The following is a 25,921-nucleotide window of genomic DNA, read 5'->3' as shown; positions in this document are numbered from 1 at the left end:
ATATACGGGGAAAAGGGAACGTGATCAGTGATTGCTGCCCAGGAATGAAAGGAGATCCTCCAGCTGCTTGGGGTCATCAAGGCCGGGGTACTTCATCTTGGTGCCGGGATTGGCCTGCTTGGCCGGCTGCGACAGGTAGCCGTGCAGCTTGTCTTCCGTCCATTCCCAGTGGGCTTGTTTCAAGGCATCCGAATACTTGTAATCCGGCAGCGAGCCTGCCGGACGACCCACGATGCCGAACAGGCTGGGGCCTTTTTTGTTGCGCCCCTGTTTGACGCTGTGACATTCAGAGCATTCCGTCTTGAACACATCGGCGCCAGCGGTGGCGTCACCGGCCCGCACCGATCGCGGTGTCAGCGCCACGAAAAGAAGCGCTGTGGCAACAGCAAAACCCACAGGCTTCCCTAAAGACCATTTATTCACGTTCTGACTCCTGTACTCGTTTCTTAGAACGCCACGCTCGCGGAAAGCGAGAATGCATCGAGATCACGCGCGTTGGTCACCAGGGCGCCCGAAGCCGGGTCGATGCCAAAGATGTTCGAGCCTCGTCCATTGAACTTGGTGAAGCGGAACCAGGTGGCAGCGATCTTCAAGTTGGCAATCGAGGTAAAGGAGTCCTCTTTGCCGAACGGTGCCCAAAAGAGAGTGATGAGATTGCTCGTAGTGTCCGGGTCGCCATACGGCGGATAACGGACGTCGTCGTGGCTGCCCGTGCTCTTGAGGTGGGCAAGAGTGATCCCGTAGCTCTGCTTGAACGTATAGGTGAGGGTCGCCGTCTGGTCGCGCGCGGATGCGTGCGGCTGGGTAAACAACCCTGGAACAAACGGGCTGGCAAACGTGCTGCCATAGTCGCGCTGCTCGAGGATGTTCACATAGCTCACCTGCACGATGTGCTTCCGGTTGCCAATGAACTGGTAAGTCAGGTCGTAACCGAGGTCGGTGATGTCATCCTCGGCGGTGTTGCGGGGCAGCTTGCGCTTGGTTGTCAGCGCAACCAGGCCTGCGGAAAAGAACTGGTGCTTGAGATCTTTCATGTATGCCAGGCGCAAATAGCCGGTATCGCTGAGTTTGCCCGGGTCGCTCGAAGGGGAATAACCGAAGTCCGACTGGGTGGATTGCGGCAGTGAGCCGTAGGTACCCAGTTCGCCAAGCCAGCTGCCGTCGACGAGTCCATAGGCAACGGCGCCGAAGACGCGAGTGGCCAGCGCATTGGGGCTTGAGGGATTGAGCAAGGTGCCGGAGATGGCGGGCGGACTGAAGCTCGCGGCGTTCGGCAACGCGCCGATCGGGTCTTCGAATCCCGGGCTGTTGTTGACACTCACGCCGAGCACCATGTCGCGATTGCCGAATTTCAGTTCCTTGGCGACAAAGCGCAGGTCGACGTTGCTGAGCTTGGTGTGGAAGTTGCTGTTGCTATTGCGAGTGCCAGTATTGTCCGTTTCTACCTTGATGTAGCCACCGAAGTTGTCAGTGACGCGGCCGGCCAAATAAAGATCGGCCTCGGTGAGCTGCGTATTGTTGTCGCCACGGGCCGGCACGGTGTGCGTCCCGATGAGCTGGACGGCTGCGGGAATAGTCGAGCCCTTGCCACCGGTGTCGGTGTATCCGTTGAGCTTGAAACGCATGCCGAAAGGCGTCAGCGCCGGTCCGTAAGCGCCGGCATGACAGTCCGCGCAAGCAGACCCGGTTTGCCTGGCATACGCAGGGGTGGCGTGAGCGCTGTTGGTGGCGAGCAGCAGCATGGCTGCAAAGCCGAGCCACAGGTGCAGGCGCCCCGTGTAGTGCATCGTCTTATACCAACGCGACGCGTGTCGGGTCAGAGAGGTCGACATGAAGTTTCCTTGTCGCGATGGGATGGCAGTAAACGAATGACCATGCGCACGTCAGTCTCGGCGTTGCCATAACATCCTCCGAAGCACTCTGTCTTTGACGACATAGTGATGCCAGAGGCTGGCGACCACATGAAGCGTGATCAGACCAAGCAATAGCCAGGCGGCTGCCTGGTGCCAGGTAGTCAGCGTGTCGGCGAGATCCTCATCGGACGCGACGAGCGCAGGCAGGGTGATTCCGAAGAAGTGGACCGGCTTGTCCTCGGCATTACTTAGCGCCCAGCCGAGCAACGGCTGGACCAGTATCAATACGTACATACCGATATGGGTCGCAGCAGCCGCGGCGCGCAGATGCCATGGCGTGCCCCCCTCGGATGGCAACTTGCCCAGCCGTATGCGCAGAACGACACGGACGAAAAAGAGGATCAGCACAAGCAGGCCGAAATGGCGGTGACCCTCGAGCAGCCATATGCGCAGGGCTCGCCCGTCGACTTCATCCCGGATCAGGATCAGCGTCACACCCAAAAGCAGGAAAAGCGCGGTGAGCCAATGCATGACCACCAACTTCCTGGGGCGCATGGATATGACTTCTTCAGCTGGCACGCCAGATGCGCCAGCCAGGTCTACGTCAGCGCCATTCTTTGGTGGAGTCCTGTGTCCCAAACCCATACCCGAGATGCCTTTGCTTGATGCCGTTCTCCGGCCAACCCATGTGCATGACTCGCCGCCGGCCCCATGCCCTGAACGAGGCGCAGGCGCGGACCGAATGCTTTGGCAGGTATGTGCCACCTGATCGTTGAAAGGTTGCATCTGGCTGACGCGGTGTCGTCAGCGTCGGCAGGCGTACCTCGGATCGTGGTGAAAGCGAAGCTGGTGTTCCAGCCATCTCCCGATGGCGACGCAACCTTTCGCGAACTGGGTGGCACTCAGTCAAGAGGGTCGTCTTCGAGCACTCCAACCCCGGCCGAGAGCATGGAAATCGAAAGAGTTCAGCTGCAAACTCATGGTGATAACGGGGGCATGCTTATTGCCCTTGAGGAGGAAAGAAACGTTCCTTTCCCGATCAGGCGCGTCTATTACATATTCGCCACGAAGAGCGGCGTGCACCGGGGGAGACACGCCCATCGCAATCTCAACCAGTTGGCGGTGGCCGTGCGTGGCTCGGTGACCTTTCTGCTGGATGACGGCACCGGGCCGGCTGAAGTCGTGCTCGACGATCCATCGTACGGCCTGTTTCTTGGCAGCATGGTCTGGCGCGAACTGCACGACTTCTCCGAGGACTGCGTACTGATGGTGCTGGCCGACCAACTTTACGATCCGGCCGATTACATCACCGACTACGCCCAATTCCTCCGTGAAGTCCAAGGCTCCATGTACCCGCAGGACATGGCCGCATGCCAAGGCCTCTAGTACTCGTTGGCGCGGGCGAATTCGCGCAGATTGCCTGCGAATACTTCGAACACGACAGCGACTATGACGTGGTCGCCTTCAGCGTCGAACGCGATTACCTCGCGGAGTCGACGCTCGCTGACCGCCCCGTGGTGGCATACGAGACGTTGGCGCTTCAGTACCCACCGTCAGAGGTCGAACTTTTTGTCGCCATTCCGGCCAGTCAGCTCAATCGCCTGCGCACGCGCTTTTACCAGGATGCGAAGCGCAAGGGCTATCGGTTTGCGAGATATATCAGCACGCGAGCCTTCGTGTGGCGCAATGCCGAAGTAGGCGAAAACAGCTTCATCTTCGAAAACAATGTGATCCAGCCCTTCGTTCGCATCGGAAACAATTGCATCCTCTGGAGTGGCAATCACGTAGGGCATCGCACGGTCATCCACGACAACGTATTTGTCGCCTCGCACGCCGTTATCTCGGGCTATTGCGAGATCGGCGAGAACAGCTTTATCGGAGTGAACGCCACCTTCAACGATCAGGTGAAAGTCGCGCGTGACAATGTCATTGGCGCGGGTGCGCTGGTCACACGCGATACGGAGCCCGGTCGGGTCTACGTCGGGTCGCCTGCCCATGCAGTGCCTGGCAGGTCCAGCCTCGAAGTGAGGCTTTGAGAATCGCATGTTGGAATGGACCAAGAAAGGCCTGGTGTTCGAGACCGCGCGACATGGCGCGGGTAGCTGGATGCGCCATTCGGCCCTCACGCCGACTCCATATCGAATCGATGACGACCTCATTCGTGTCTACGCAGGGTTTCGGGATGCTGATGGCGTCAGCCGCATTGGCTACGTCGATGTGCGAGCAGATGATCCTGCCGACATCGTGCGCGTCAGTACCGAACCGGCGCTGGATATAGGCAGGGACGGATGCTTCGACGACAACGGCGTGATCCTTGGTGATATCGTCGATGCGCCGGGCGGCCTGCATATGTTCTATGTCGGCTTTCAGCGGGTGGCCAAAGCGAAGTTCCTGGCGTTTACCGGGCTGGCCGTTTCCAGCGACGGAGGCCACCATTTCGTACGCACGCAGGACACACCCATTCTGGACCGCGCGCCGGGCCGCAGCACCATCGGCGCGGTGCATTCGGTCATTTATGAAGGCGGTCGCTGGCGCATGTGGTATGCGGTGGGCGACGACTGGGAAACCATCCGTGGCCAACCCTATCCGCGATATCACATCCGTTATGCCGAGACGAGCGATCCCAGCGTCATGCCGCGCGAGGACCACATATGCCTGCGGCCACGCGGCAGTGAATATCGAATCGGCCGGCCGCGTGTGTATCGGCTTGGCGACCGATATGTCATGTACTTCACGCGAGGCAATGTCACCGGCGAATATTTTCCCGGCGTTGCGTATAGCGATGATGGCGTGCAATGGGAGCGCCACGACGAAGCGCTTGGCATGACGCTTTCCGACACGGGCTGGGATTCGCAAGTCATCTGTTATCCCGCCCTGATCCGCCAGCGCGACAAGCTGCTGATGTTCTACAACGGCAACGACATGGGCGTGGACGGTTTTGGTGTCGCCGAGACCTCGCGTGCGAGTTTCGAGGGTGGCCACGATGCTCGCGGTTAGGCCTTATACGCAGGCCGATGCCGGCACCTGGGACGCCGTGGTCGAGCGTTCCAGAAACGGCAATCTGTTGCACCGACGCGGCTACATGGACTATCACGCCGATCGGTTCGTCGACTGCTCGCTGATCCTGGAGTGGAGCGGCGAGGCGATAGCGGTTTTTCCGGCAAGTAGCCAAGGCAACCTGGTGGCGAGCCATGCCGGCCTTACTTACGCCGGCCTCATATCGACGCATGCCTTGCGTGCTGAATCGGCGCTCGCCGCCTTCGAGCTGATGGGAAACCACTATCGAGCGTTGGGTGTGGATCGCGTCCTCTACAAGGCGGTGCCGCATGTGTTTCATGCATACCCCGCCGAAGAAGACCTGTATGCCTTGCATCGACTTGGCGCGCGCCTGAAACGTCGCGATATTTCCTCGGTCATTTCATTGAAGGACGCCTTTCACTTTACGGAAGGGCGGCGGCGTTCCGTCAAGAAGGCGAGAGGGAAGGGCATCGCCCTGCAGACGAATGCCGATCCTGCGGATTTTTATGCCTTGCTCTCAGAGGCGTTGCGCAAACACGGCGTCTCGCCAACGCACAGCCTGTCGGAGCTACGCCTGTTGCGCGAGCGCTTTCCGCAGCAGATCATTCTCCATGAGGCGCGCAGCGAAGGCGCACTGCTGGCGGGTGTCGTGATCTATGACTTCGGCAAGGCTGTCCATGTTCAATACATGGCTGTGTCGGAGGAGGGGCGGCAGGTGGACGCGCTCAGCCTGCTGCTGGCGGAGCTTATCGAAAACATCTACGCGGCAAGGCTCTATTTCTCCTTCGGCATTTCGACCGAACAGGAAGGCAAGATTCTCAACGGCGGCCTGATCACCCAGAAGGAATACTTCGGTGCCCGCGCTGTGGTGCACGATTTCTACGAATGGATGCTTTGATGGACGTCCCATTCCTCAACGCCAAGGAAGTCAACGCGCGATACGCCGATGAGCTGAAAGCGGCGGCCGCGCGCGTGATCGATTCGGGCTGGTATGTGCTCGGCGACGAGCTCGCGTCCTTCGAACAGGAATTTGCCGCCTATTGCGGCGTGCGCCATGCGGTAGGTGTTGGCAACGGGCTGGATGCGCTGTCACTGATCCTTCGCGCTTACAAGGAACTGGGTGTTCTCGTCGAGGGCGACGAAGTCATCGTGCCTGGCAATACGTTCATCGCAAGCTTTCTCGCCATTTCCGAGAACCAGCTTGTGCCGGTGCCAGTGGAACCCGACCCGACCAGCTTCAACATGGATCCCGCTTGCGTGGAGGCGGCCATTGGGCCGCGCACGCGGGCGATCATGGCGGTGCACCTGTATGGCCAGCTCGCGGACATGCCGGCATTGGCCGAGCTAGCGCACAGGCACAAGCTTCTTTTGATCGAAGATGCGGCGCAAGCCCATGGGGCTGCCGATGGTGGGCATAAGGCCGGCGCCCTGGGTGATGCCGCGGGCTTCAGCTTTTTTCCGGCCAAGAACCTTGGCGCCCTGGGTGACGGTGGCGCCGTGGTGACCAACAACACCGTGTTGGCGGAGCGAGTCGCCGCGCTACGCAACTACGGTTCCGATGTGAAGTATCACCATCTTTTTCAGGGCGTCAACTCGCGCTTGGACGAGATTCAGGCCGCGATGCTTCGCGTGAAACTGAAGCACCTCGACGAGGACGTCGCATGGCGTCGTCAAGTGGCGCGTCGTTATCGAGTGGGTATAAGCAACCCTCACATCCTGTTGCCGGCCGTGGCGCAGGAAGACCAGCATGCATGGCATCTCTTCGTCGTGCGATGTCGTTGGCGCGATGCCCTGCAACAGCACTTGAAGGCCCACGGCATTCATAGCCAGATCCACTACCCGGTGCCCCCGCACCGGCAGCCGGCCTATGTCGCCTTGCGAGACGCCCGCCTGCCGCTCACCGAGCAATTGCACGATGAGGTGTTGAGCCTTCCGATGGGGCCGACGTTGAACGAGGCGGCGGTCGATCGCGTCATCGAAGCCTGCCAGGCGTTCGAGCGCCCCGTATGAACGTCGCCCGCGCCAGCGTCTACACCGGCGTTGCTACGGCTGCGAAGCTGCTCGCGGGGCTGGTTGTCATCAAGCTGGTCGCGTGGTTTGCCGGACCCGATGGGGTAGGGAAGCTCGGGCAGTTCATGAGTTTGATGTCGCTGTTGGCCGTGCTGGCCGGCGGCGGCATCAGTGCCGGAATCGTCAAGTACGTCGCCGAGTATCGCGATGATGCCCAGCGCTTGTCGCGCCTCCTCGGTTCGGCGCTTTGGTATGCATTCTGCGCATCCTGCCTGATGGGTTGCATTGCATTGCTGCTCAGTCGGCCCATTGCCATCTGGCTTTTGGGCGACGCTCAATATGAAGGGCTCATCCGCACCCTTGCCGTCGCCCAGCTTGGCATCGCGTTGATCAACTACATCCTTGCCGTGATCAATGGCTTCATGGATGTACGCCGTCTTGCCTTTATCCAGGTGGCGGGATCGTTCCTGAGCATCGTGCTGGTGATAGGGATGTCGCGATGGCTGCATCTCCAGGGTGCGCTGCTTGGGCTGGTCATCGGCCAGACCCTCTGGCTTGTCGTCGGACTGCCGGCGTGGTGGCGTAGCCCGTACTTCCAGCGCAGCATGCTGCGGATGCATTTCGACCGCGAAATGACCACGAGGCTTGCGGCGTTTTCGGTGATGACGGTGACCTCCGCCTTGCTTCCGCCGCTGGTCAATATTGCAGTTCGCGACCACCTAGCCGCGCAGTTCGGTTGGGAGCAGGTCGGTTACTGGCAAGCAGTGAGCAAGGTGTCTGATGCCTACCTGTTGTTTCTCACTACGGCCATCAACATCTACTACTTGCCCAAGCTGGCATCGACCCATGAGCGCGAACTGCTCGTGCAAGAGCTGCGCAATGCCTTTCGCTACATCTTGCCCGTTGTCGTCTTGCTGGCGGTGGCCGTCTACGCCCTGAGAGGTTGGGTGACGCCCTTGCTGTTCAGCGCGGACTTCTCGCACGCCAATCCTCTGTACGGTCCGCAACTGCTGGGCGACGTCATCAAGATCGCCTCCTTCATTCTCTCCTACGTCATGCTCGCCAAGGCCATGACGCGGTTGTTCGTCATATCCGAATGCATTTTCGCTGCCAGCTATATCGTGCTGGTTTACGTGTTCACCGCGAATTTCGGTCTCATTGGTGCGATGTACGCATTTGCGGCCAACTACGTTCTCTATCTTGCCTTCAACGTACTGGTCGTGCGCCGCTACCTGGTGGAGATTTGACGATGGCTGAAGAAGTATCCAAAACCACCGCGACGCTGCCACTCGTTTCCGTGCTCATACCAGCCTATAACCATGAGCGCTTCGTGAAGCGCTGCCTGGACAGCGTGCTGGAGGACCGCTATCCGTCCAAGGAGCTTGTCATTATCGATGACGGTTCCACCGATGGAACGGGCGAACTCATCGGCGACTGGGTCGCAAAGCACAAGGGCGAGATCCCGGTCGAGTACGTGCGGCGTGCTAACAAGGGTGTCGCTGCCACCTTGAACGAGTTGGCGGCGCGAGCGCGCGGTGAGTTCCTTCGCCTTGGTGCCAGCGATGATTATCTGTTGCCTGGCGGACTTGATGCCCAGGTCGGCTACCTGCTCGCGCATCCGCGCAAATGGGCAGTCATCGGCGACTCGGTTGTTGTCGACCAGGACGGCCACAAGTTGCATGACAGCGGCATGCGTGACCTTCATGGCGCGCATAAGGATCTCTATCGGTCCGACGATGGCATACGGCAGGCGGTCATCAGCGAGTGGGCCATAGGCGGCCCGGTGGCGTTGATACGAAGAAGGGCGCTCGAAACCGTCGCCGGATGGAGCGAAAGCCTGAGCATCGATGACTGGGATTTTTTCCTTCGTCTGGCTGCCCACGACGCCATCGGTTTCATCGACGTCAGTGTCTGCGCATACCGCCTTCATGACACCAATTTCAGCAGAACCCGTCTTACGACGGCTCGCGTTCGCAATCTGGTTGAGGCGCAGGATATCGCAGTGCGACGGGCATGCATGTTTGGCGAGCCGTACAAGACATTGCTCATGGCGCAGTCTCATTTCCTTGGCGCCAAGATTTCGTACTTGCAGGGGCAGCTATGGCCGCTGGTGGTGCACATGACGGCGTATCTGTCGCTGGCCATGGTGTCGAAAGCCAAGCTCCGGTCCACTCATCGGGTCGCGGAGGAGGCATGAAGACCCTTCTTCGCCTTCCATCGACGTATCTCGGTTTGCCGATCCTGCTCGCGTGCGGACTAACGCTGCTTACGTACGATCTGCCCGCTGATTACCTGGAAGGCATGCTTTTGCTTGCCGTGACAGCATTGGCCATCATGGCTTTCGATGCAGTGGCGGGAGTTCGTCTTCCGCAGATCGCACGGTTCCGCTCCCGTCACTATGCAGGCACCCGCGAGTCGTTCGTCGCGCTGGCTTTCGCCGGCCTGATCATTTTCTTCTGCTTCCTCGATCTCACGCTATTTCCCATTCCGCTGATCGATGCGCCGTCGTCCTACGCCAAGATGGAGGGCGGTCGCGAACACGTGCGGCACATTTCCGATATGTGCTGGGTGCTTCCTCCCATCGGACTTCTGTGCACCAGAAGCAAGTTGCTTCGGAACGCGCTCATTTTCATTGGCATCGTGTTTCCGATACTTGTGATCGACCGAAACAGGATCTTCGCCGCACTGTTTTCGTCCGGGCTCGTCATTGCGCTGCGTAGGGATGAGGCAAAGCCACTGCCTTGGAAAACCATCGGGTTCCTGGCGCTTGCTGGCTGTGGCATCTTCTCCGTGCTTGGCATCCTGCGGTCAGGGACGCTGGATTATGTGACGCTGCCTTTCAGTGACACCTACCGATCAGCGCCGCAGGGCATCAAATGGCTGCTTCTTTATGCCAGCGCGGGGCCCTATAACTTCGGTGCGTTGCTGGCCAAGCATTACACCAACGCAACGTTCCTCATCAACCAATTAGTCCCCATGAGCGGGCCTGTTGCTACGGCCGGAACGGGCATTCCGCTCGATGCACCGAATATCAACGTGGGTACCGAATTTCTTCCGTTCCTTCTCGCGTTGGGACCCATTGGCGCGGTGGTCTCGATGATTGCGCTGTATGCGTTGCTGGCATGGAGCGTGCGACGCCTTCGCCCGACGGTTCCTTTGTTTCCCTTGCTCATCTTTCTTCGCATTTCTTACGTGTGCGTCATGGCGCCCTTCGCACCGCAGGCGTTTACGTGGACCAACGCCGGCTTCATCGGTCTGTGCCTGGTGATGCAGGTCTTCGCATCCTGGCTACCCAACGGGCAGGGCCGTGAACCGCTTCATGCCGGGCAGGGCGCTGCAGCACCAGCTTTGGCATCGCCCATGCCTTCTCAACCTTTCCAGTGAGCCGAAAACTATGGAACGAGATGAAATCTATCTGATCGACACCTGGCGGGTGATCGTGCGCGAGTGGAAATGGTTCGTGACCATGCTGATAGCGGTCCTTGCCCTGACCTTTGCGTTAACGCACCTGGCAAGACGTCAGTGGGAAGCGACAGCCTGGATGCAAATTGGGCAGGTTGGCGCGGTGCCGCAGGGGCAGGATCCGAAAGTGGAGCCGCTTCAGCGCGTGCTCGAGCGCCTGCAACTGGTGCCATTCGAGAATGAGGTAGTGAAAAGCCTGGGTGTTTCACCGGACGCGCCGGAGGCTCGGCTTTATCGCAAGAGCCTGAAGCTGGAGCCCATGCCTTACGCCGGCCCCCTGATCAAGTTGAGCGTGCGTGCGCACTCGCCAGAGCAAGCCCACCAGTTCGCCGAAGCGACGGTCAATCGCCTGCGGGACATCCATCGGGGCATCGAGGCGAGGCCGCTGGCTTTGGCGCAGGCTCGCCTTGATCAGGTGCAGGCCGATCTGCGAAGCGCGTCGGCGGAGCGGGATCAACTGATGCAGGGAAGCAGGGACGACGCGGGGAGCAAGAGTTCCTCCAACCCACTGCTCGCCAGTGTGATGCTGGCCACCAGAAACGAAGACATCCGCGACCTGCAGCAGACCAAAAGCGACCTGCTCATTCGTCTCAGTCCCAACTTCACTTATGAAACGTCGCTGATGTGGCCCATTTATGTTCCCGTCGGCCCCACATTTCCCAACCTGCCATTGTCGTGGGGCATGGGCCTCGTTGCCGGAATCCTGCTGGGAGTGTTCGCGGCCATCGCGAGGAATGCGGTGCGTCGCACGTCGTAATGAGAAGGCGTGCACGGCCATGCGCCTGCACAGCGGTTTCATTCAACCAAAGTGGTCCTTGTCGGCACTCACTGACTAGAACCTTGAGAAACGCCGGAAGTGGCGCGGCCAAACCGGTGACGGTTTGCGCGATTGTCTTGGTGCATCGAGCGCTGCATTCCGGTGGAACGGAGATCGACATGAGTGGGCAACACCAGTTTGAAGCCGGGCTCCCGGATGAGCCAGACCAGAACGTTCATCGACGCCGAGGACAAGCACCCTTGAATGATGCGCAGCTGCTCGATACCCAGCGCGCCTTTGACAGCGTGGCTGCCGACTACGACGGCCCGCGTGGCAACAACGAGCTGATTCAGCGCATGCGGCTTACCATGTGGGACACGGTGCACGCCGGTCTCCCGCCAGGTTCCCGCCTGCTCGACCTGGGCTGTGGCACGGGTATCGATGCGCTCGAATTCGCGCGACGTGGTTTTCAGGTGACGGCCACCGACTGGTCGCCGCAGATGGTGGGGCGCACGCGCGCTCGTGCTGCCGATGCGGGCCTGGAATCCCACGTAACGGTTGCACACCTTGGGGTCCAGCAGCTCGATCAGCTTCAGGGAGAATTCGACGGTATTTACTCGAACTTCGGTCCGCTGAACTGCGCACCGGACCTGCGCGCCGTTGCCACCGAATGCGCGCGCCTGCTTCGGCCAGGCGGCAAGCTGGTGTTCTCCGTGATGGGTCGCGTCTGTCCGTGGGAGCTTGTGCATTACGGGTTGCGTGGCCGTTTCAAGCGCGCTGGCGTACGTGCCACACGGGGCGCGACTGCGGTGGGTATGAACCACCACACGATCTGGACCTACTACTACATGCCGCGAGAGTTCTACGGCGCGTTCGCCGAGCACTTTTCGCTGGAAAGCTATCGCGCGCTGAGTTTGTTCCTGCCGCCGCCTTACCTGGTGGACTATTACCGCCGCCATCGACGCTGGAGCGAACGCCTGGGTTGGCTCGACGACCATTTGGGCGCACTGCCGCTGCTGCGTGGCATGGGCGACCACTTCCTGATCGTGATGGAACGGCGATAAGTCGTGAACGCTTTGCATGCCAGCGCAAACGCCAACTTGTGTCGCGCGGTGTCGATCACGCCGGAAGGCGCCTTGCATGGCCCGTTGATGATCCGGGCAGGGCGCATTGACACAACGCTGCCTGCTCATGCCTATCGGGTGGATCTTCGCGATCACCTGATCTTTCCCGGCCTGATCAACGCGCACGACCACCTGCACGTCAACGCCGTTTCGCCACTGAGAAAAGGTGCGCCCTTTCCGAACAGCTACGCCTGGATTGCCGCTTTTCAGGCGCATTTCGAGGAGCCTGTCGTCGCTGCCGCGCTTCAGGTGCCAAAGACATTACGGCTACGGCATGGCGCGCTGAAGAATCTCCTCGCCGGCACCACCTGCGTCGCGCATCACGATCCCTGGCATGAAGCGTTGGACGACGCGGATTTCCCGGTCGCGCTGTTGCGCGATTTCGGCTGGAGTTATGCACTGGGCTGGCCCGGTTATGGTCCGCCGGTTCGGCAGAGCTTCGCTGCCACGCCGACCGATCGGCCCTGGCTGATTCATCTGGCCGAAGGCACCGATGCCACCGCGCAAGCGGAATTGGCCCAGCTGGATGAACTGGGATGCCTGGCGCCAAACAGCGTATTGATCCACGGCGTAGGCCTGCGCGAGCAGGATGTCGATCGCCTGATCGCCAGCGGTGCTGCGTTGGTGTGGTGTCCGAGCAGTAATCGCAACCTGCTTGGGAAAACGCTTGATCCACGACGTCTGTGTGCGGCCGGTCGGCTCGCGCTGGGTAGCGATTCCCGGCTCAGTGGTGCGCGCGACCTGCTTGAGGAAATGCGTGACGTCTCCGTTCGTTGCGAGCTTGATCCCCGGCAACTTCTGGGGCTGGTGACGACGCAAGCGGCCCGCATCCTGCGTCTGCCTTTGCGCGGCACGCTCGCGCTTGGGGCGCAAGCGGATTTGGTGATTGTCGGAGATCGTGGCGGCAGTGAAGAAAGCAACCTGGTCGGCATCGAGCGCAGCCAGATTCGCGTCGTGGTGCGCGATGGCATGCCTCAAATAGCCGACCCCGATTTTGCCGAATGGTTTGCCGCTGTTGGCGTGGAGGCCGTACCGGTGATGCTGGACGGCAAGCCGAAGCTGTTGGCCGAGCCACTGGCTGATCCGGCATTGATCGATCTCGAACCAGGGCTCGAGCTGGCCGTCAGCCGAAGTGAAAACAAGCGTGCTCTCACCGTGGAGGCTCGCTACTGATGTCGCGCGTACCCATGCTCGAACCCGCTGAAGCTTACTCACTGTGGGCACCCAGTTACCCGGCGCACGCCCACAATCCGGTCATGCGGGCTGAGCAGCGCGCGATGCTTTCGCTGATGCCTACGCAACTGCAAGGGCAGGCTGTGCTCGACGTTGGCTGTGGCAGCGGACGCTACATGTTGCATGCATTGCAGCGCGGTGCGACGCGCGTGGTTGGTGTGGATCCTTCGCCAGAGATGCTCGATCGCGCCGGCGAGGAGCTGGGTGCGCACCCGCACAACGCGGAGATCGAACTGGTGCAAGGCCGCCTGCCGGTGTTGCCAGTGCCGGGCGCCGGGGCGGATCTGACCATCTGCGGCCTGGTGATCGGCCATCTCCAGGGCCTGGAGTCGGCGCTGGCCGAGCTGCGGCGAGCGACTCGACCGGGCGGCACACTGCTGTGCAGTGACGTGCACCCGATTGGGCATGCGCTCGGCTGGCTGCGCGATTTCAAATCCGGTGGCCAGCGCTACGCCGTACAGCATACGCAGCATCTCTACAGTCATTGGCATGCAGCATGTGCCGCACTCGGGTTGCAGATCGAGCAGGTGCTCGAACCCATGCTCGATCCCGCCGACATCCCCGCAGACGCCCACTTCGACCACGCGGCGCTTGAAGTTCCAGTAGCGCTTGTGTTCCAGCTAAGGCGCCTGTCTTGAACCCTCTCCACTGCTGACCTATTCCCATGACCCGTTCGCCTCAAACGCTGCTGATCAACCCGACCATCACATCGCGTTCAAGCGCGAGGTTTCCGCTGGCGCTGTTGCACCTGTCGGCATCACTGGACAGGGTTGGGGGCAGCCAGATCATCGACGGCAACGTTGACCGCGACTTCATCACCGACACCATGCGCACGATGGAGCAGGGAAATTTCGACGCGGTCGGGGTCAGCGTCATGGGTGGCCCGCAGGTCGCGCCAGCCATCGCGGTCTCTCGGGCGATCCGCGAACGTTTCCCTTCGGTGCCCATCATCTGGGGCAGCTATTTCCCCACGCTTTATCCAGAGACGGCGCTGGCTGCACCTTACGTCGACTATGCGATTCGCGGGCAGGCTGAGGAAACCTTGCCGGAACTCATCGCCGCGTTGAGCGGCCAGACGAAGCCTGCGCTGGAAAAAATTGGCGGACTCTCGTGGAAGAGCGACGACACGGTGGTGCACAACCCGAATCGCCATTTCTCGCTCGTCGACACCGGACGGGTCCTTCCCTACGACAGGCTCGGTGATCCGCGGCGATATCTGGCGCGCACCTATCTGGGGCGGCGCACCGTGGCGCACCAGGCAGCCATTGGCTGCCGCTTCCGCTGTACGTTCTGCGGTGTGGCCGCGATGTTTGGTGGCATGACAGCATTGCCGGCTGCCGCGCAGCTTGAGCGCGACCTACACTATCTCAAGCATGAGATTGGCGCCGATTCGGTCCAGTATTTCGACCACAATTTCTTCGACCGCGAGGAAGCCATGGTTCCTCTGCTCGAGGTCATGTCCAGGTTTGAGCTGCCGTGGTGGTGCTTCGCGCGCTCGGACGCACTGCTGAACCTTTCGGAGAGTTCCTGGAAGCTGGTACGCAAGAGTCGGTTGCGCATGGCCTACATCGGCGCAGAGTCATCCAGTCCGCAGATGCTCAAGGAAATCCGCAAGGGCACGCGACCGAATCAGACGCTGGAAGTCGCCGAGCTCTGCAGGCGACACGGCGTGATACCCGAGATGTCCTTCATGGTGGCGCCGCCGGAGAACACGGAGGAAGAGACCGAGCACACGTTCGAGTTCATCCGCGAACTGAAGCGCATCAACCCCCAGTCCGAGGTCGTCATCTACGTCTACACGCCGCTGCCAGATACCAGTCGCCATGAGAAGGATCGGAAGCGTCCCATGGCGCCACTGCACGACATTCATGGTGAGCCGCTTATTTTTCCCAGCACGCCCGAGGAGTGGACGCAGAAGCATTGGGTCGATTACGCGTGCCATACCGACGCACCTTGGCTTAGCGACAAGTTGCGCCAAAGGATCAACGACTTCGTGACCGTGTTGCGCTGTCGTTATCCCACGGCACAGGATCTGCGATCGCCACCCTGGGCCAAGCGCAGCTTGAGCGCCATGGCTGGTTGGCGCTATCGCTTGCGCAGATACGATCAGCCATGGGAACTGAACCTGGCCAACCGGCTGGTACGCCTGCGCATGCCGCAGGTCTCGGGCCTCTAGAGCGGTGTCGGCCTTGCACGTCGCGCAGATCAATTTTCTCAAGGCGCCGGATGGCCGGATGCCCGCCGAGGTGCTTGAACAATGGCCGTCCCTCGTCGATGTCGCCGAAGCGGTGGCTAGCTCCGGAACGCGCGTTTCGGTGATCCAGGCAGCGGCGTGCACCGAGCGCGTGACACGCAACGGCATCGACTATCACTTCACGGATGTTCGTAAAGCAGAGGCGGCGGCGGGCCGCAGCCGTCACTTCGCCAGCCTGCTTGGCGACATCAAGGCGGACGTTTTGCACGTGCACAGCCTGGGGTTCGCCGAGGATGCTTTTGCTCTGTCGCAATACCTGCCGATGACTCCCATCGTTCTTCAGGACCACGCCGACCGGCCGCCACGCTGGTGGCGGCGGCCGCAATGGAGGCGATGGTATACGGCCGCCTCAGGCGTTGCATTCACCGCGTCGGAACTCGCGCAGCCATTCATCAAGGCTCGCCTGTTGGATCCGCAGGCGCGAGTGTTTTCCATACCGGAGTCCAGTAGCCGTTTTACCCCAGGCAGTCGTGCCCACGCCCGCGGCGAAACCGGCCTCCACGGCGATCCGTGCGTAGTGTGGGTAGGCCATCTGAGCGCCGGCAAAGACCCGTTGACCGTGCTGGACGGCGTCGCACAGGCCGCGTCGCAGCTACCCGATCTGCAGCTGTGGTGTGCTTTTGGCAGTGCACCATTGCTCCCGGAAGTTAAACGGCGTATCGAAAGCGATCCACGACTCACGGGGCGCGTGCATTTGCTGGGCAAAGTTGCGCACGAACGCATTGAATTATTGATGCAGGCCGCGGATATCTTTGTCTCCGGCAGCCTCGCCGAGAGCTGCGGTTATGCCTTGCTGGAAGCGCTGGCTTGTGGCGTGGCACCCGTCGTCACGGATATTCCATCATTCCAGGCGCTAACCGGCGGGGGCTGCATCGGTAGTCTGTGGCCGCGTGGTGACTCGGTGCGACTGGCCAAGGCGCTGGTTGCCACAGCAACCAACCGCCCGACGCCTGCGCAAGTGCGCGCACATTTCGACGCCACGCTTTCCTTTCTGGCGGTGGGTCGTCAGTGGACCGACGCCTATACGCAGGTGCTCAACGGCGAGCGACGGAGGGCGCCTTGAAACTCGCGCTGGTGGTTCCAGGCGGCGTGGATCGCAGCGGTGAGTTCCGCGTGATCCCGGCGTTGCTCTCGCTTATCGAGCGGCTGGCACTGACTCACGAAGTTCATGTGTTCGCCCTGCAGCAAGAGCCAACAGCAGGCCGCTGGCAACTTGCCGGCGCCACCATTCACAACATTGGCAACCGATGGACGCGCCTGCGTGCGATCGGGGCCGTTCGCGCCGAGCATCGCCGCGCGCCGTTTGATCTTATTCATGCCATTTTCTCGGGTTCATGCAGCTTCGTGGCGGTTGCTTCGGCGAAACTGTTGGGCGTGCCGAGCCTGGTGCATATCGCAGGCGGAGAACTCGTCGCACTGCATGCGATTGGCTACGGCGGACGGCAGCGTTGGAAAGGTCGGCTGCGCGAAGCGCTTGTATTGCGTGTTGCCGATGCCGTCACGGCGGCCAGTGCGCCGATCATCGACTCGCTGGAGGCGCTCGGTATCAAGGCCCGTCGCGTACCACTCGGCGTTGACCTGGGCGCATGGCCGCCGCTCGCACCGCGCCTGCGCAGCACAGGGCCGGCGCGGCTGCTTCACGTCGCCAGCCTCAATCGCGTAAAGGATCAGCCAACGCTGCTGCGCGCGCTGGCTGTCCTTGCTGGAGAAGGCTTGGACTTTCAGATGGATATCGTCGGCGTGGACACGCTGCAAGGTGAAGTGCATAAGCTGACTTCCCAGCTTGGGCTGGAACGACACGTCAGGCTGCTTGGCTTCAAGACGCAGCGCGAACTGCGGCCGATCATGGAGTCGGCCGACCTGCTGGTGATGTCGTCGTTGCACGAGGCGGGGCCGCTGGTGTTGCTTGAAGCTGCGGTGGCGGGCGTGCCTGCGGTGGGTACTGCCGTCGGACATATGGCGGAGTGGACGCCCTCGGCCGCGCTGACCGTGCCTGTTGGTGACTGGGCCGGGCTCGCGCGCACTATCCGCCAGGTGCTTGACGACGAGCCATTGCGGCTCCGTCTGGCCGGGGCTGCACAACGCAGGGCGATTCGCGAGGATGCGGATTACACCGCCAGCTCTTTCGAAACCATTTATCGGCAATTGCGCATGTTCGACGTCGGCAGCTTGGACGCGCTTTAGCGCACGGAAGCTGGGGACTCCAGTGCTGCGCGCACCGCGTGCATGATGTCCATACGAGGCACCGATCGGGTGAGCCAGGTCAGGATGCGACGCCGTTGGCGCGTGGTCACCCAGCTTTGTCCCTGCAGCCAGAGCTGCGTCCGAACCATGTCGTCGCGCTCCTTGATGGCCTCATCGGAAGGCCTGACACGATTCCTGACGTACTGTCTGACTTCACGAAGGGAGCGTGACCATTCGATGCCTGGCAACGCGTGGAGCCATAGCTCCGAGCACGAAACCTGCGTCAGCGTCTGGTGGCGAGAGATCGTTCGCAACAAGGGAGGGCAGTCGCGTTCCAGTCGCGCAAGCACAGACTGTGGCACGGCGTTGCTGTAATAGCGCGCCACCAGATGCAGTGGCGGTAATGCCCACCAGGGTGCTTCAACGGCGCGTTCATCCCACAATTCGTTCCAGTCACTTGCGACCATGCGTGTCGCCAACAGCGAAATGTCGTTCAGGTGCAGCAGTCGCAAGCTTCGGTTGCAGATGTTGCCCGCCGTGTGCAGCAGAAGATGGCTCATCAACGCGCCGATCGACGGATAGGGATTGAGGCCAGGGCGCGGATTTCTCGGATAGATCCGCTCGGTGATATCAACGATGGATACCGGCAGCCGCTCCTGGATGCGAGTGTGCAGCTCGATGGTGACTGGCGTGTCGCGGTGATCGCCCAGCTCGGTCGAGGGTTCACCCATCGCCGGCTTGAAAACCCGGTGCTTCCACTGGGCAAACGACTCCACATAGCCGAGCTCAAGCAGCAGCCTGATCGTCTGAACCACATCGTCGTCGTGTGCCAGCAGGTCAATATCCGCCATTGGCCTTTCGCCCGGCGCGTAAAGCCCCAGCGCGTGCAGTGCGGAACCTTTCAGGGGGACCAGGGCCAATCCGGCGACGCGAGCGCCTGTGTCGATGCGTTCCAGTAGCGATTCGATGCGGCGATGACGAAGCTCGACGTGCTCGCGCTGTTTATCAAGAAACAATCGCCAGCCTGGGTTCTGCCACGTGGAAACTCTACTGAGTAACGGCGACACGCCGTGTACCGCGGCAGCGGCGCAAGCCAGTCGCCACTCAAGATCGCTCCATTCGGGAGTGGCGTTTCCTGGCCGGGCCTGCGCCAATTCCACAGCGAGCGCCTCGGTGGTTAGGCGCAAGCCATCCTTGACGATTTTTAGCGGCGGCAGCATGGCGGACCTAGAGCAGGGCTTGGGCTTTGTTTTGCGTGGCCACGAGTAGAGGCATCGTTTCGTCCTGGTTACGATGCGCTTGCTCGCTGGCGATGAGTGCATCCCACTGCATATTGAGTGCGTTGCGCGCGTCGTCATGACGCTCCGGTTGCCCGGTCGACATCAACTGCTGCACGATCACCTGCTCATGCAGCAGGTCGCGCACGCTGCGATAGAAGTCCGAGTCGTAGGCGCCACGAAACATCATCGCCAGGTCATTGCTCTCCCGCCAATGCGTCTTTTCACCAAGCTGGGCCTTCACCAGGTCGTAGAACTTTGTCCCGGGCAGCGGGTAAGAAACACTGACGCCAATGTCATCAGGAGCGGCCTGTGAGATCAGCTCACGCGTCGCCAGCAAATCTTCGAGTTGCTCGCCAAGATAGCCAAGCTGGATAAAGAAGCCGACGCGTATGCCGTGCTCGCCCAGTCGTTTCCGGGCCGCGATGAGGTCGGCAACCGTCGTGCCCTTGTTCATCCTGTCCAGCACATGTTGACTGCCGCTCTCCGCACCGATCCAGGCCTCTGCGCAGCCAGCGTTCTTCAGCGCGGCTGCCATGCGTTCACTGATCAGGTCGGCACGCGTCTGGATGGTGAAAGGAATTGATCCGTCGGTGGCGCGCAGACGCGCACCGAACTCTTCCACCCAGTCGACATGGAAACCGAAGATATCGTCTGCCAGCCAGATGTGATCGGCTCCGAACGATTTCTTCAGAGAACTCATCTCCCCGGCGACATCCTCGGCGGTGCGTCTGTTGTAGTGGTTGCCCCAGATGGGTTTGGCGCACCAGTTGCAGCGGAACGGACAGCCTCGGGATGCTGCCATGTTGAGGCTGAAGTAGCCGTGTCGTTCGCTCCACAACTGCCGGTAGCGTTCGATGTCTACCAGATCCCAGGCCGGGCGGCCGACGATTCGCGGATCGGGCGGTACCGCACCGATGCGGGTCAGGCTTGTCTGTCCGCTTACCAGCGACGCCACGCCTGTGATGCCGGAAACCCAATGCTGGGTATCGATGTCCGGATCCTGTTGCAGTCGCCCGATCAGTTCGACCAGCGGCGCGATGCCCTCACCGATGAGCACGACATCTGCACCTGCCGCGAGAAAGGCATCGGGCTGATCGGACGCATCGGAGCCTGCAACAATCACCCGCGCTCCGCGGCTGTGCGCCTGCGCGATCATCTGACATGCTGCCTCGCGCATGCGGCCGAGGCACATCTTGGTCAGGTAATTGAAGTTGTCCTCATAGAGGACAACCACATCCGGCTGTGTGCGTTCCAGGTCTTCGCCATAGTCCTCCACGCCATCAGCAAGCATTGCGTCGAACAACGCGATGTCATGCCCCATCTGGCGTAGGAGTGCGGCGACCTGGATCGTCGCTAGCGGGGGATACGGCTTGCCGCGCTCCCATTGTTTCCGATCGAACCTCAGGAAATAGGAGTGGCCAACCAGAATCTTTAGCATCTCGGAGGAGCCTCAATCGTCGCTGCGGGGATCAGCTGCAATGCTTCAGAGTGGGGGCCGGCATGCCGGCTCCTCGTTCAATGCCGCTTGGACGTGAGTGCCGCCGCCCAGGTGTTCGGTTGCCTGGTCAGGCAAATATATTTCGATGTCATGCGCCGCCGGGCTGTGCTATCAAATCGGCTGAAACTTTCGATTGATGGCCATGTCCCTGACTCCCCGCAACGACAACAACTCCGGCATTGACGACCCTTTTGGCGAGCGTCACGCCTACCGTTTTTCCGTGCAGAAGAAGATCCTGGGTGGGCGCTTCCGGTTCGAAAGCGATAGCCAGGCGCTGCTGCACCTGGTCGAGGTCGCCTATGGCGGGCTGCCGCAGTACGAGCTGTCGACGGCGGCGCCGGAGCTTCGCATTGAATTGCGATTAACGCACCGTGACGGGCCGCCGGGGATTGGCGAGCCGCCCCTCGCGCAGATGCAATCGGGTGCGGGTGTGCTCTGTAGCGTGATGGATGCGTCAAATTACGTGGTGCTGGTGCCGGAGCTGCATCGGGCCCTGGTGGTGGCCTCCGAAGACATGTTGAGCCACCCGTACCACCTGCGCTACGAGCTCATCGAATTTGCCGTCTTTACCCTGGCAACACGCGGGCTGGGCCTGGTGCCACTGCATGGCGCCTGTATTGGACGGCAGGGGCGCGGCATGCTGTTGCTGGGGCGCAGCGGTTCAGGCAAATCGACACTGGCGCTGCACGGTCTGCTGCAGGGGATGGACTTTCTCGCTGAAGATGCCGTTTTCGTTCAGCCGGAGAGTCTGCGCGCCACTGGCGTTGCCAACTACGTGCACGTGCAGGCCGATGCCCTGCGTTTCATTGACGATGAAGAAAGCCGGCGCTGGATCGACCAGGCGCCGGTCATCCGCCGTCGCAGTGGCGTGGAGAAGTTCGAGGCCGATGTGAGGCACAGTCACGGCCAAATCGCAGCGGCCCCGCTGGAACTGGCCGGTGCAGTGTTCGTTTCCAGCCAATTGGCGGGCGATTCCTGTGAATTGCTGAGCCCGATTCCCAAGGCCGATATCGCCGCCCGATTGTCTGCCAATCAGCCGTATGCGTCCGGACAGCCCGGCTGGCATCGCTTCGAGCAGCGACTGATGGAGCAGGGCGCTTACGAACTGCGACGCGGACGCCATCCTCGGGCGGCTGTGGATGCCATTTTGCAGTTGCTGGGCTGACCCTTCGGACCGCTTGCGGCGTGGCGCATGTGCAACCATTTTTGCCTGTGATCGCACTCACCGACATTGACATTGCCTGCCCGGAAGAGGTGTCGTCCTGAATCGCCATTGGAAAGCGTCATCAAGGCACGGTGCGTTGCTGCCAACAAGTGTTGCGAGCCTGTGAAAATGTCGGGCGAGCAACCGACGGCACGTGATGGCGCCCGTGATCTGCTGCGCTCGCTTGCACACACGCTCACGGCCACCGACATGGCGGAAATGGCTGTGTACGTTGTGCTGTCGTTGGCGAGCGCGCTCGCCGGCAGCGTGGCTGCGGTTCTTCTGGTACCGCTGGTCCAGCCGGGACACCCGCCACCGTTTGCCAGCCTCTTGCTCAACGTAGGCAGTAGCGTTGAGCTGCAGGCCGCATGTTTTGCCGCCGCCACTGCCGCTTTTGCCGTGCTTCGCTGGCTGACTGCGCGGATGGGTGCCCGCCTGACCAGCCACTACGGCATGACGCGACGACGCCTCGTTCACGCACGCCTGGTCGATGCACCTCTGGTTTCGCTGGCAGACTCCACGTCTGCGGAAATCGCCAATGTACTCACGCACAATGTCGAGATCATCAATGTGGGATTCAGCGCGCTGCTGCAATTGCTGGTCGCCGCGGTAACCACGATCGTCACCCTGGTGATTGCCTTCTGCGTGTCACCGCCGCTGGTGCTCGCGGCTCCGCTGGTTGCCGGCATCGGTCTGGTCGCATCACGCGCTTTCGGTCGCGAGCAGTCGCAAGTCAGCCATCAATACATTGCCGACATGACACGGCTGTTCTGGTTGAGCGAGGAATTTCCGCGACGTCTTCGCCACATTCGTTCGTTCGGGCGGGAGGACGCGGAGAAGACGAGTTACGGCGACATTTCCGCTCGACTTGGTCACGGCTATCAGCGTCAACTGGAACTCGTGGCCTCCGGGCGGCTGTTGCTGGAGTTAGTGGCAGCGGCAGGAATCGCCGCGGTCTTCGTGCTTGCCTATCATTGGCACGGGATCGATCAGGCGTCGCTGATCGCGGTGTGTCTACTGCTCGGACGCCTGCTGCCATATCTGGTGTCGACCCGTCAGAGTTTTCAGCAGCTGCGTTCGGCTGCCCCGGCTTTCAAGCTCTGGGACCGGTACATGAGTCTGGATTCAGTCAGGCCACCTTCTGCCTCATCGCGAACGGCGACGTTTGATGGTGTGCTGCACATTGATGGGATGCGACTGCGGCCACCATCTGCTGGGCTGGATGTTGCCGACCTGATTCTGGCGCCTGGCGAGCTGACACTGATCTTTGGTGATTCTGGTATCGGCAAAAGCAGCCTGGTCGACGTATTGGCAGGCATGATCAAGCCGGAATCTTTCTTGGCGCGCGTCGGCGAGCGGCCCATCGAGTTTGATGAGTACCGCGAACTCGTACGCAACGGCGCCTACGTCAGCCAGAGTGTTCGGCCCTGGCAGCATTCCGTTCGCGAGTGCCTGCTCTGGGCCGCGCCCAAAGCCACGGACGAGATGTTACTGAGCGCGTTGGCCGACGTCGGCCTGGACAAGCGGCTGGCTACCTCAAGCCACGGACTGGATACAGCGTTGCAGAGCTCTTCCAGTCGGCTCTCCGGAGGTGAGCTACAGCGACTGCTGCTGGCTCAGGTCATTCTGCGCAAACCGTTCCTTGCCCTGCTGGACGAGGCTACGAGCGCGCTCGATGCCGCCTCCGAGACCGCAGTCCTCTCAGCCATGAAGCGCCGGCTTCCCGGCACGATTCTGATCGTCGTGTCGCATCGACCCGGCGTGGCAGCAGTGGCGGATCAGTGCCTGAGCATCGGCAATGACTCCGTGACAGCCATCCGCCAAAGGGCAGAAAAGACCAGCAGAAATACCGGCGATCCTTGCGCCACGCCGCTTTAGCCTGCGCGGTGCTACGGATTGAGTCTGGGCGCCATTGACGATTCCTTGCGCGCTTTAGTGTCACGCTTGCTCATTCGACTCTGGGAGCGAACGTGATGACGCAGCGATTCGATGCAGTAGTGGTGGGGGCGGGGCAGGCGGGGCCATCGCTGGCTGAGCGCCTGGGCAAGACGGGCCGCAAGGTCGCGGTGATCGAGCGCAAGCTGGTGGGCGGCACCTGCGTCAACACCGGCTGTATTCCGACCAAGGCGATGGTGGCAAGTGCCTATGTTGCCCACATGGGGCGCCGTGCGGCGGATTACGGCGTGCGTAACGGCGGCGACGTGATGGTGGATATGGAGCAAGTCTGGGAACGCACCCGAGGCATCTCCGGGCGTTCGCGCAGCAATGTGGAAAAGTGGCTGGCCGGCATGTCCAACGTCACGCTGCTGCGCGGGCACGCAACGTTCGAATCACCGCGAAGCATGCGTGTGGATGATGCATTGATCGAAGCGGACGAGATATTTCTCAATGTCGGCGGTCGCGCCGCGATACCGGACTTTCCCGGTGTCGATACCGTGCCCTTTCTCACCAACGTGAGCGTCATGGACTTGCGCGAACTCCCGCGACATCTGGTGATCGTCGGTGGCAGCTATATCGGGCTGGAGTTCGGGCAGATGTTTCGTCGTTTCGGCGCCGAGGTGAGTATTGTCGAGCGCAGTGAAAGCCTGCTGCCTCGTGAGGATCCCGAGGTGTCAGCCGCCGTGGTCGACCTTCTGCAGCAGGAAGGCATCGCGTTTCACCTCGCCGCGGAGTGCATCGAACTACACGGCACGGCCGGAGATATCAGCATTGTGGCCAAGTGCGCGCAGCCGCGTATGGAAGTTTCCGGCACACACCTGCTGCTGGCTGTTGGCCGTCGTCCCAACACGGACATGCTTGGCCTGGACAAGGCTGGCGTAGCTATGGATGAACGTGGCTACATCATCGTGGATGACCAGTGTCGAACCAATGTTGCAGGCATCTGGGCCATGGGCGATTGCAATGGCAAGGGTGCCTTCACCCACACCTCGTACAACGACTACGAGATCGTCGCCGCCAACGTGCTGGACAAGGAGCAGCGACGCATCTCCGATCGCATCCCTGCCTATGCATTGTTCATCGACCCGCCGTTGGCGCGCATCGGACTCACCGAGCAGGAGGCCTTGCGAAAAGGCCATGACGTGCGTGTCGGCGTGCGACCCATGGCTCGGGTGGGCCGCGCCATTGAGCGAGGTGAAACGCTCGGCTTCATGAAGGTAGTTGTGGATGGGAAAAGCGAGCAGTTGCTTGGCGCCACCATCCTGGGCGCCAGCGGCGATGAAGCCATCCACTGTCTGCTCGACACCATGTATGCGAAGGCGCCTTATCGCACCGTGACGCACGCCGTCCACATCCATCCCACCATCGCCGAGTTGCTGCCGACCACGCTGCAAGACCTGAAACCATCAGCGTGATGGTGACATTCCTGTTGCAGCGGTGCGTTTGATTGGCGCAAAACGGACATCGGTAAGAGCAGGCATGAACTGCGCTAGCAACGCGGTGTTACGGACTTCATCCGGATCGAGTCAATCTCGCGGGCGTGAACAGGCGGCACGCTAGAATTTTGATCGTCGCCAGCGTCACGCCAATCGCGCAGCAAGAGCTGCACCCGAATACTCTGCGTCGTCGGTGACTTCTCTATCGACAAAGTGAGGCGGGGCGTAACCTTCTGCTTCCTGTTCGGATTCGAATTCAACCTCGAAGATGGCAAGAGGATGCAGGCCCGGGTAGACATCGATGGCCCCTCCTGCGATGGCGTAGCGACGCTTGCGGATGCGCGCGCCATTTAGCATCGAAAGCACTTGATATTCTGCGGGCGATAGGTAGATGTTCGTGATCGGATTGGACAGGGATGCGCCCCGGCCATACTTCTTGCAGAACTTGTAGACCACATTACCAAGCGAGTCGCTTACCTTGCGCAGGCGCAGCTGCGTCTGTTCGACGTAGAGATCCTCCACGATTCGATACGGCTGGCCTTCAAGTGTGGTCAGGAGGCCCCGTAACACAATCCATCGGCGCTCCACTTCCGCCAGCGAATATTTCGGCTGTGCATCTGCCGGATCATTCATACGGGAAAGAAGATATATCGAAGGACAGGTTCATGCA

Annotated in this window: 24 protein-coding genes; 18 read left to right on the top strand and 6 right to left on the bottom strand. The window is 61.0% G+C overall.

The annotated features are described in order from the left end of the window. Positions 1-24: 24 nt before the first annotated feature. Genes AC3CBN_RS15510 through AC3CBN_RS15500 form a run of 3 tightly spaced genes read right to left on the bottom strand, consistent with a single transcriptional unit; the run spans position 25 to position 2,384 of the window. Positions 25-423 carry a c-type cytochrome gene (locus tag AC3CBN_RS15510; RefSeq protein ID WP_488633898.1) on the bottom strand — a complete coding sequence of 133 codons (399 nt, stop codon included), beginning with the start codon at positions 421-423 and terminating at the stop codon, positions 25-27. Positions 424-446: 23 nt separating this feature from the next. Further along, on the bottom strand, positions 447-1,832 hold the full coding sequence (locus AC3CBN_RS15505; protein WP_488633897.1) for a cytochrome C: 1,386 nt from the start codon (positions 1,830-1,832) through the stop codon (positions 447-449). Positions 1,833-1,883: 51 nt separating this feature from the next. Beyond that, positions 1,884-2,384, bottom strand: a complete 501-nt coding sequence (locus AC3CBN_RS15500) for a cytochrome b (RefSeq protein WP_488633896.1) — start codon at positions 2,382-2,384, stop codon at positions 1,884-1,886. A gap of 417 nt (positions 2,385-2,801) precedes the next feature. On the opposite strand from AC3CBN_RS15500, the gene AC3CBN_RS15495 reads away from it, so the two are divergent. The 15 genes from AC3CBN_RS15495 to AC3CBN_RS15425 all read left to right on the top strand — a co-directional run bounded on the left by AC3CBN_RS15495 (position 2,802) and on the right by AC3CBN_RS15425 (position 17,895). Next, positions 2,802-3,239, top strand: coding sequence for a sugar 3,4-ketoisomerase (locus AC3CBN_RS15495; RefSeq protein WP_488636748.1), 438 nt, complete (start codon positions 2,802-2,804; stop codon positions 3,237-3,239). After that, positions 3,224-3,889, top strand: coding sequence for an acetyltransferase (locus AC3CBN_RS15490; RefSeq protein ID WP_488633895.1), 666 nt, complete (start codon positions 3,224-3,226; stop codon positions 3,887-3,889). Before AC3CBN_RS15495 ends, AC3CBN_RS15490 begins: the two co-directional genes overlap by 16 nt. 7 nt (positions 3,890-3,896) lie before the next feature. Further along, a complete protein-coding gene (locus tag AC3CBN_RS15485) occupies positions 3,897-4,850 on the top strand; it encodes a glycoside hydrolase family protein (RefSeq protein WP_488633894.1) in 954 nt (317 codons plus the stop codon). After that, positions 4,837-5,769: a GNAT family N-acetyltransferase gene (locus AC3CBN_RS15480; protein ID WP_488633893.1), complete on the top strand. Its 933-nt coding sequence runs from the start codon at positions 4,837-4,839 to the stop codon at positions 5,767-5,769. The genes AC3CBN_RS15485 and AC3CBN_RS15480 overlap by 14 nt, the downstream gene beginning before the upstream one ends. After that, entirely contained in the window at positions 5,769-6,881 is a 1,113-nt protein-coding gene (locus AC3CBN_RS15475; RefSeq protein WP_488633892.1) for a DegT/DnrJ/EryC1/StrS family aminotransferase, read from the top strand. The genes AC3CBN_RS15480 and AC3CBN_RS15475 overlap by 1 nt, the downstream gene beginning before the upstream one ends. Further along, positions 6,878-8,128: an O-antigen translocase gene (locus tag AC3CBN_RS15470; RefSeq protein WP_488633891.1), complete on the top strand. Its 1,251-nt coding sequence runs from the start codon at positions 6,878-6,880 to the stop codon at positions 8,126-8,128. Before AC3CBN_RS15475 ends, AC3CBN_RS15470 begins: the two co-directional genes overlap by 4 nt. A gap of 2 nt (positions 8,129-8,130) precedes the next feature. Further along, positions 8,131-9,078, top strand: a complete 948-nt coding sequence (locus AC3CBN_RS15465; protein WP_488633890.1) for a glycosyltransferase family 2 protein — start codon at positions 8,131-8,133, stop codon at positions 9,076-9,078. Next, positions 9,075-10,265: a hypothetical protein gene (locus AC3CBN_RS15460; RefSeq protein ID WP_488633889.1), complete on the top strand. Its 1,191-nt coding sequence runs from the start codon at positions 9,075-9,077 to the stop codon at positions 10,263-10,265. Before AC3CBN_RS15465 ends, AC3CBN_RS15460 begins: the two co-directional genes overlap by 4 nt. Then, positions 10,189-11,100: a Wzz/FepE/Etk N-terminal domain-containing protein gene (locus AC3CBN_RS15455; RefSeq protein ID WP_488633888.1), complete on the top strand. Its 912-nt coding sequence runs from the start codon at positions 10,189-10,191 to the stop codon at positions 11,098-11,100. The genes AC3CBN_RS15460 and AC3CBN_RS15455 overlap by 77 nt, the downstream gene beginning before the upstream one ends. Positions 11,101-11,360: 260 nt before the next feature. Further along, positions 11,361-12,164 carry a class I SAM-dependent methyltransferase gene (locus AC3CBN_RS15450; RefSeq protein WP_488633887.1) on the top strand — a complete coding sequence of 268 codons (804 nt, stop codon included), beginning with the start codon at positions 11,361-11,363 and terminating at the stop codon, positions 12,162-12,164. Between the two features lie 3 nt (positions 12,165-12,167). Then, the gene (locus AC3CBN_RS15445) at positions 12,168-13,397 is read left to right on the top strand and encodes an amidohydrolase family protein (RefSeq protein WP_488633886.1); all 1,230 of its coding nucleotides are present in this window, start codon (positions 12,168-12,170) and stop codon (positions 13,395-13,397) included. Beyond that, on the top strand, positions 13,397-14,095 hold the full coding sequence (locus AC3CBN_RS15440; RefSeq protein ID WP_488633885.1) for a class I SAM-dependent methyltransferase: 699 nt from the start codon (positions 13,397-13,399) through the stop codon (positions 14,093-14,095). The genes AC3CBN_RS15445 and AC3CBN_RS15440 overlap by 1 nt, the downstream gene beginning before the upstream one ends. Before the next feature lie 26 nt (positions 14,096-14,121). Next, complete coding sequence (locus AC3CBN_RS15435) at positions 14,122-15,633, top strand: B12-binding domain-containing radical SAM protein (RefSeq protein ID WP_488633884.1); 1,512 nt, start codon at positions 14,122-14,124, stop codon at positions 15,631-15,633. A 58-nt stretch (positions 15,634-15,691) separates the two neighbouring features. Beyond that, on the top strand, positions 15,692-16,774 hold the full coding sequence (locus AC3CBN_RS15430; RefSeq protein WP_488636747.1) for a glycosyltransferase family 4 protein: 1,083 nt from the start codon (positions 15,692-15,694) through the stop codon (positions 16,772-16,774). Continuing rightward, positions 16,771-17,895: a glycosyltransferase family 4 protein gene (locus AC3CBN_RS15425; protein ID WP_488633883.1), complete on the top strand. Its 1,125-nt coding sequence runs from the start codon at positions 16,771-16,773 to the stop codon at positions 17,893-17,895. Before AC3CBN_RS15430 ends, AC3CBN_RS15425 begins: the two co-directional genes overlap by 4 nt. On the opposite strand, the gene AC3CBN_RS15420 is transcribed toward AC3CBN_RS15425, so the two are convergent. Beyond that, positions 17,892-19,115, bottom strand: coding sequence for a nucleotidyltransferase family protein (locus tag AC3CBN_RS15420; protein WP_488633882.1), 1,224 nt, complete (start codon positions 19,113-19,115; stop codon positions 17,892-17,894). The two genes, AC3CBN_RS15425 and AC3CBN_RS15420, sit on opposite strands and share 4 nt — an antisense overlap. Positions 19,116-19,122: 7 nt before the next feature. Next, positions 19,123-20,613, bottom strand: a complete 1,491-nt coding sequence (locus tag AC3CBN_RS15415; RefSeq protein WP_488633881.1) for a B12-binding domain-containing radical SAM protein — start codon at positions 20,611-20,613, stop codon at positions 19,123-19,125. A gap of 202 nt (positions 20,614-20,815) precedes the next feature. On the opposite strand from AC3CBN_RS15415, the gene AC3CBN_RS15410 reads away from it, so the two are divergent. From AC3CBN_RS15410 to AC3CBN_RS15400, 3 genes are all read left to right on the top strand, one after another. Next, a complete protein-coding gene (locus AC3CBN_RS15410; protein ID WP_488633880.1) occupies positions 20,816-21,838 on the top strand; it encodes a phosphoenolpyruvate carboxykinase (ATP) in 1,023 nt (340 codons plus the stop codon). 168 nt (positions 21,839-22,006) lie between these two features. Further along, the gene (locus tag AC3CBN_RS15405) at positions 22,007-23,755 is read left to right on the top strand and encodes an ATP-binding cassette domain-containing protein (RefSeq protein WP_488633879.1); all 1,749 of its coding nucleotides are present in this window, start codon (positions 22,007-22,009) and stop codon (positions 23,753-23,755) included. 95 nt (positions 23,756-23,850) lie between these two features. Further along, complete coding sequence (locus tag AC3CBN_RS15400) at positions 23,851-25,230, top strand: FAD-containing oxidoreductase (RefSeq protein ID WP_488633878.1); 1,380 nt, start codon at positions 23,851-23,853, stop codon at positions 25,228-25,230. A 165-nt stretch (positions 25,231-25,395) separates the two neighbouring features. Here AC3CBN_RS15400 and AC3CBN_RS15395 read toward each other — a convergent pair whose 3' ends face one another. Further along, positions 25,396-25,884: a CYTH domain-containing protein gene (locus tag AC3CBN_RS15395; RefSeq protein ID WP_488633877.1), complete on the bottom strand. Its 489-nt coding sequence runs from the start codon at positions 25,882-25,884 to the stop codon at positions 25,396-25,398. Positions 25,885-25,921 lie beyond the last annotated feature (37 nt).

It is taken from the genome of Dyella sp. OK584, from assembly GCF_057787755.1.
The sequence above is the reverse complement of the archived record's forward strand: the minus strand, read 5'-3'. Positions and strand labels throughout refer to the sequence as shown.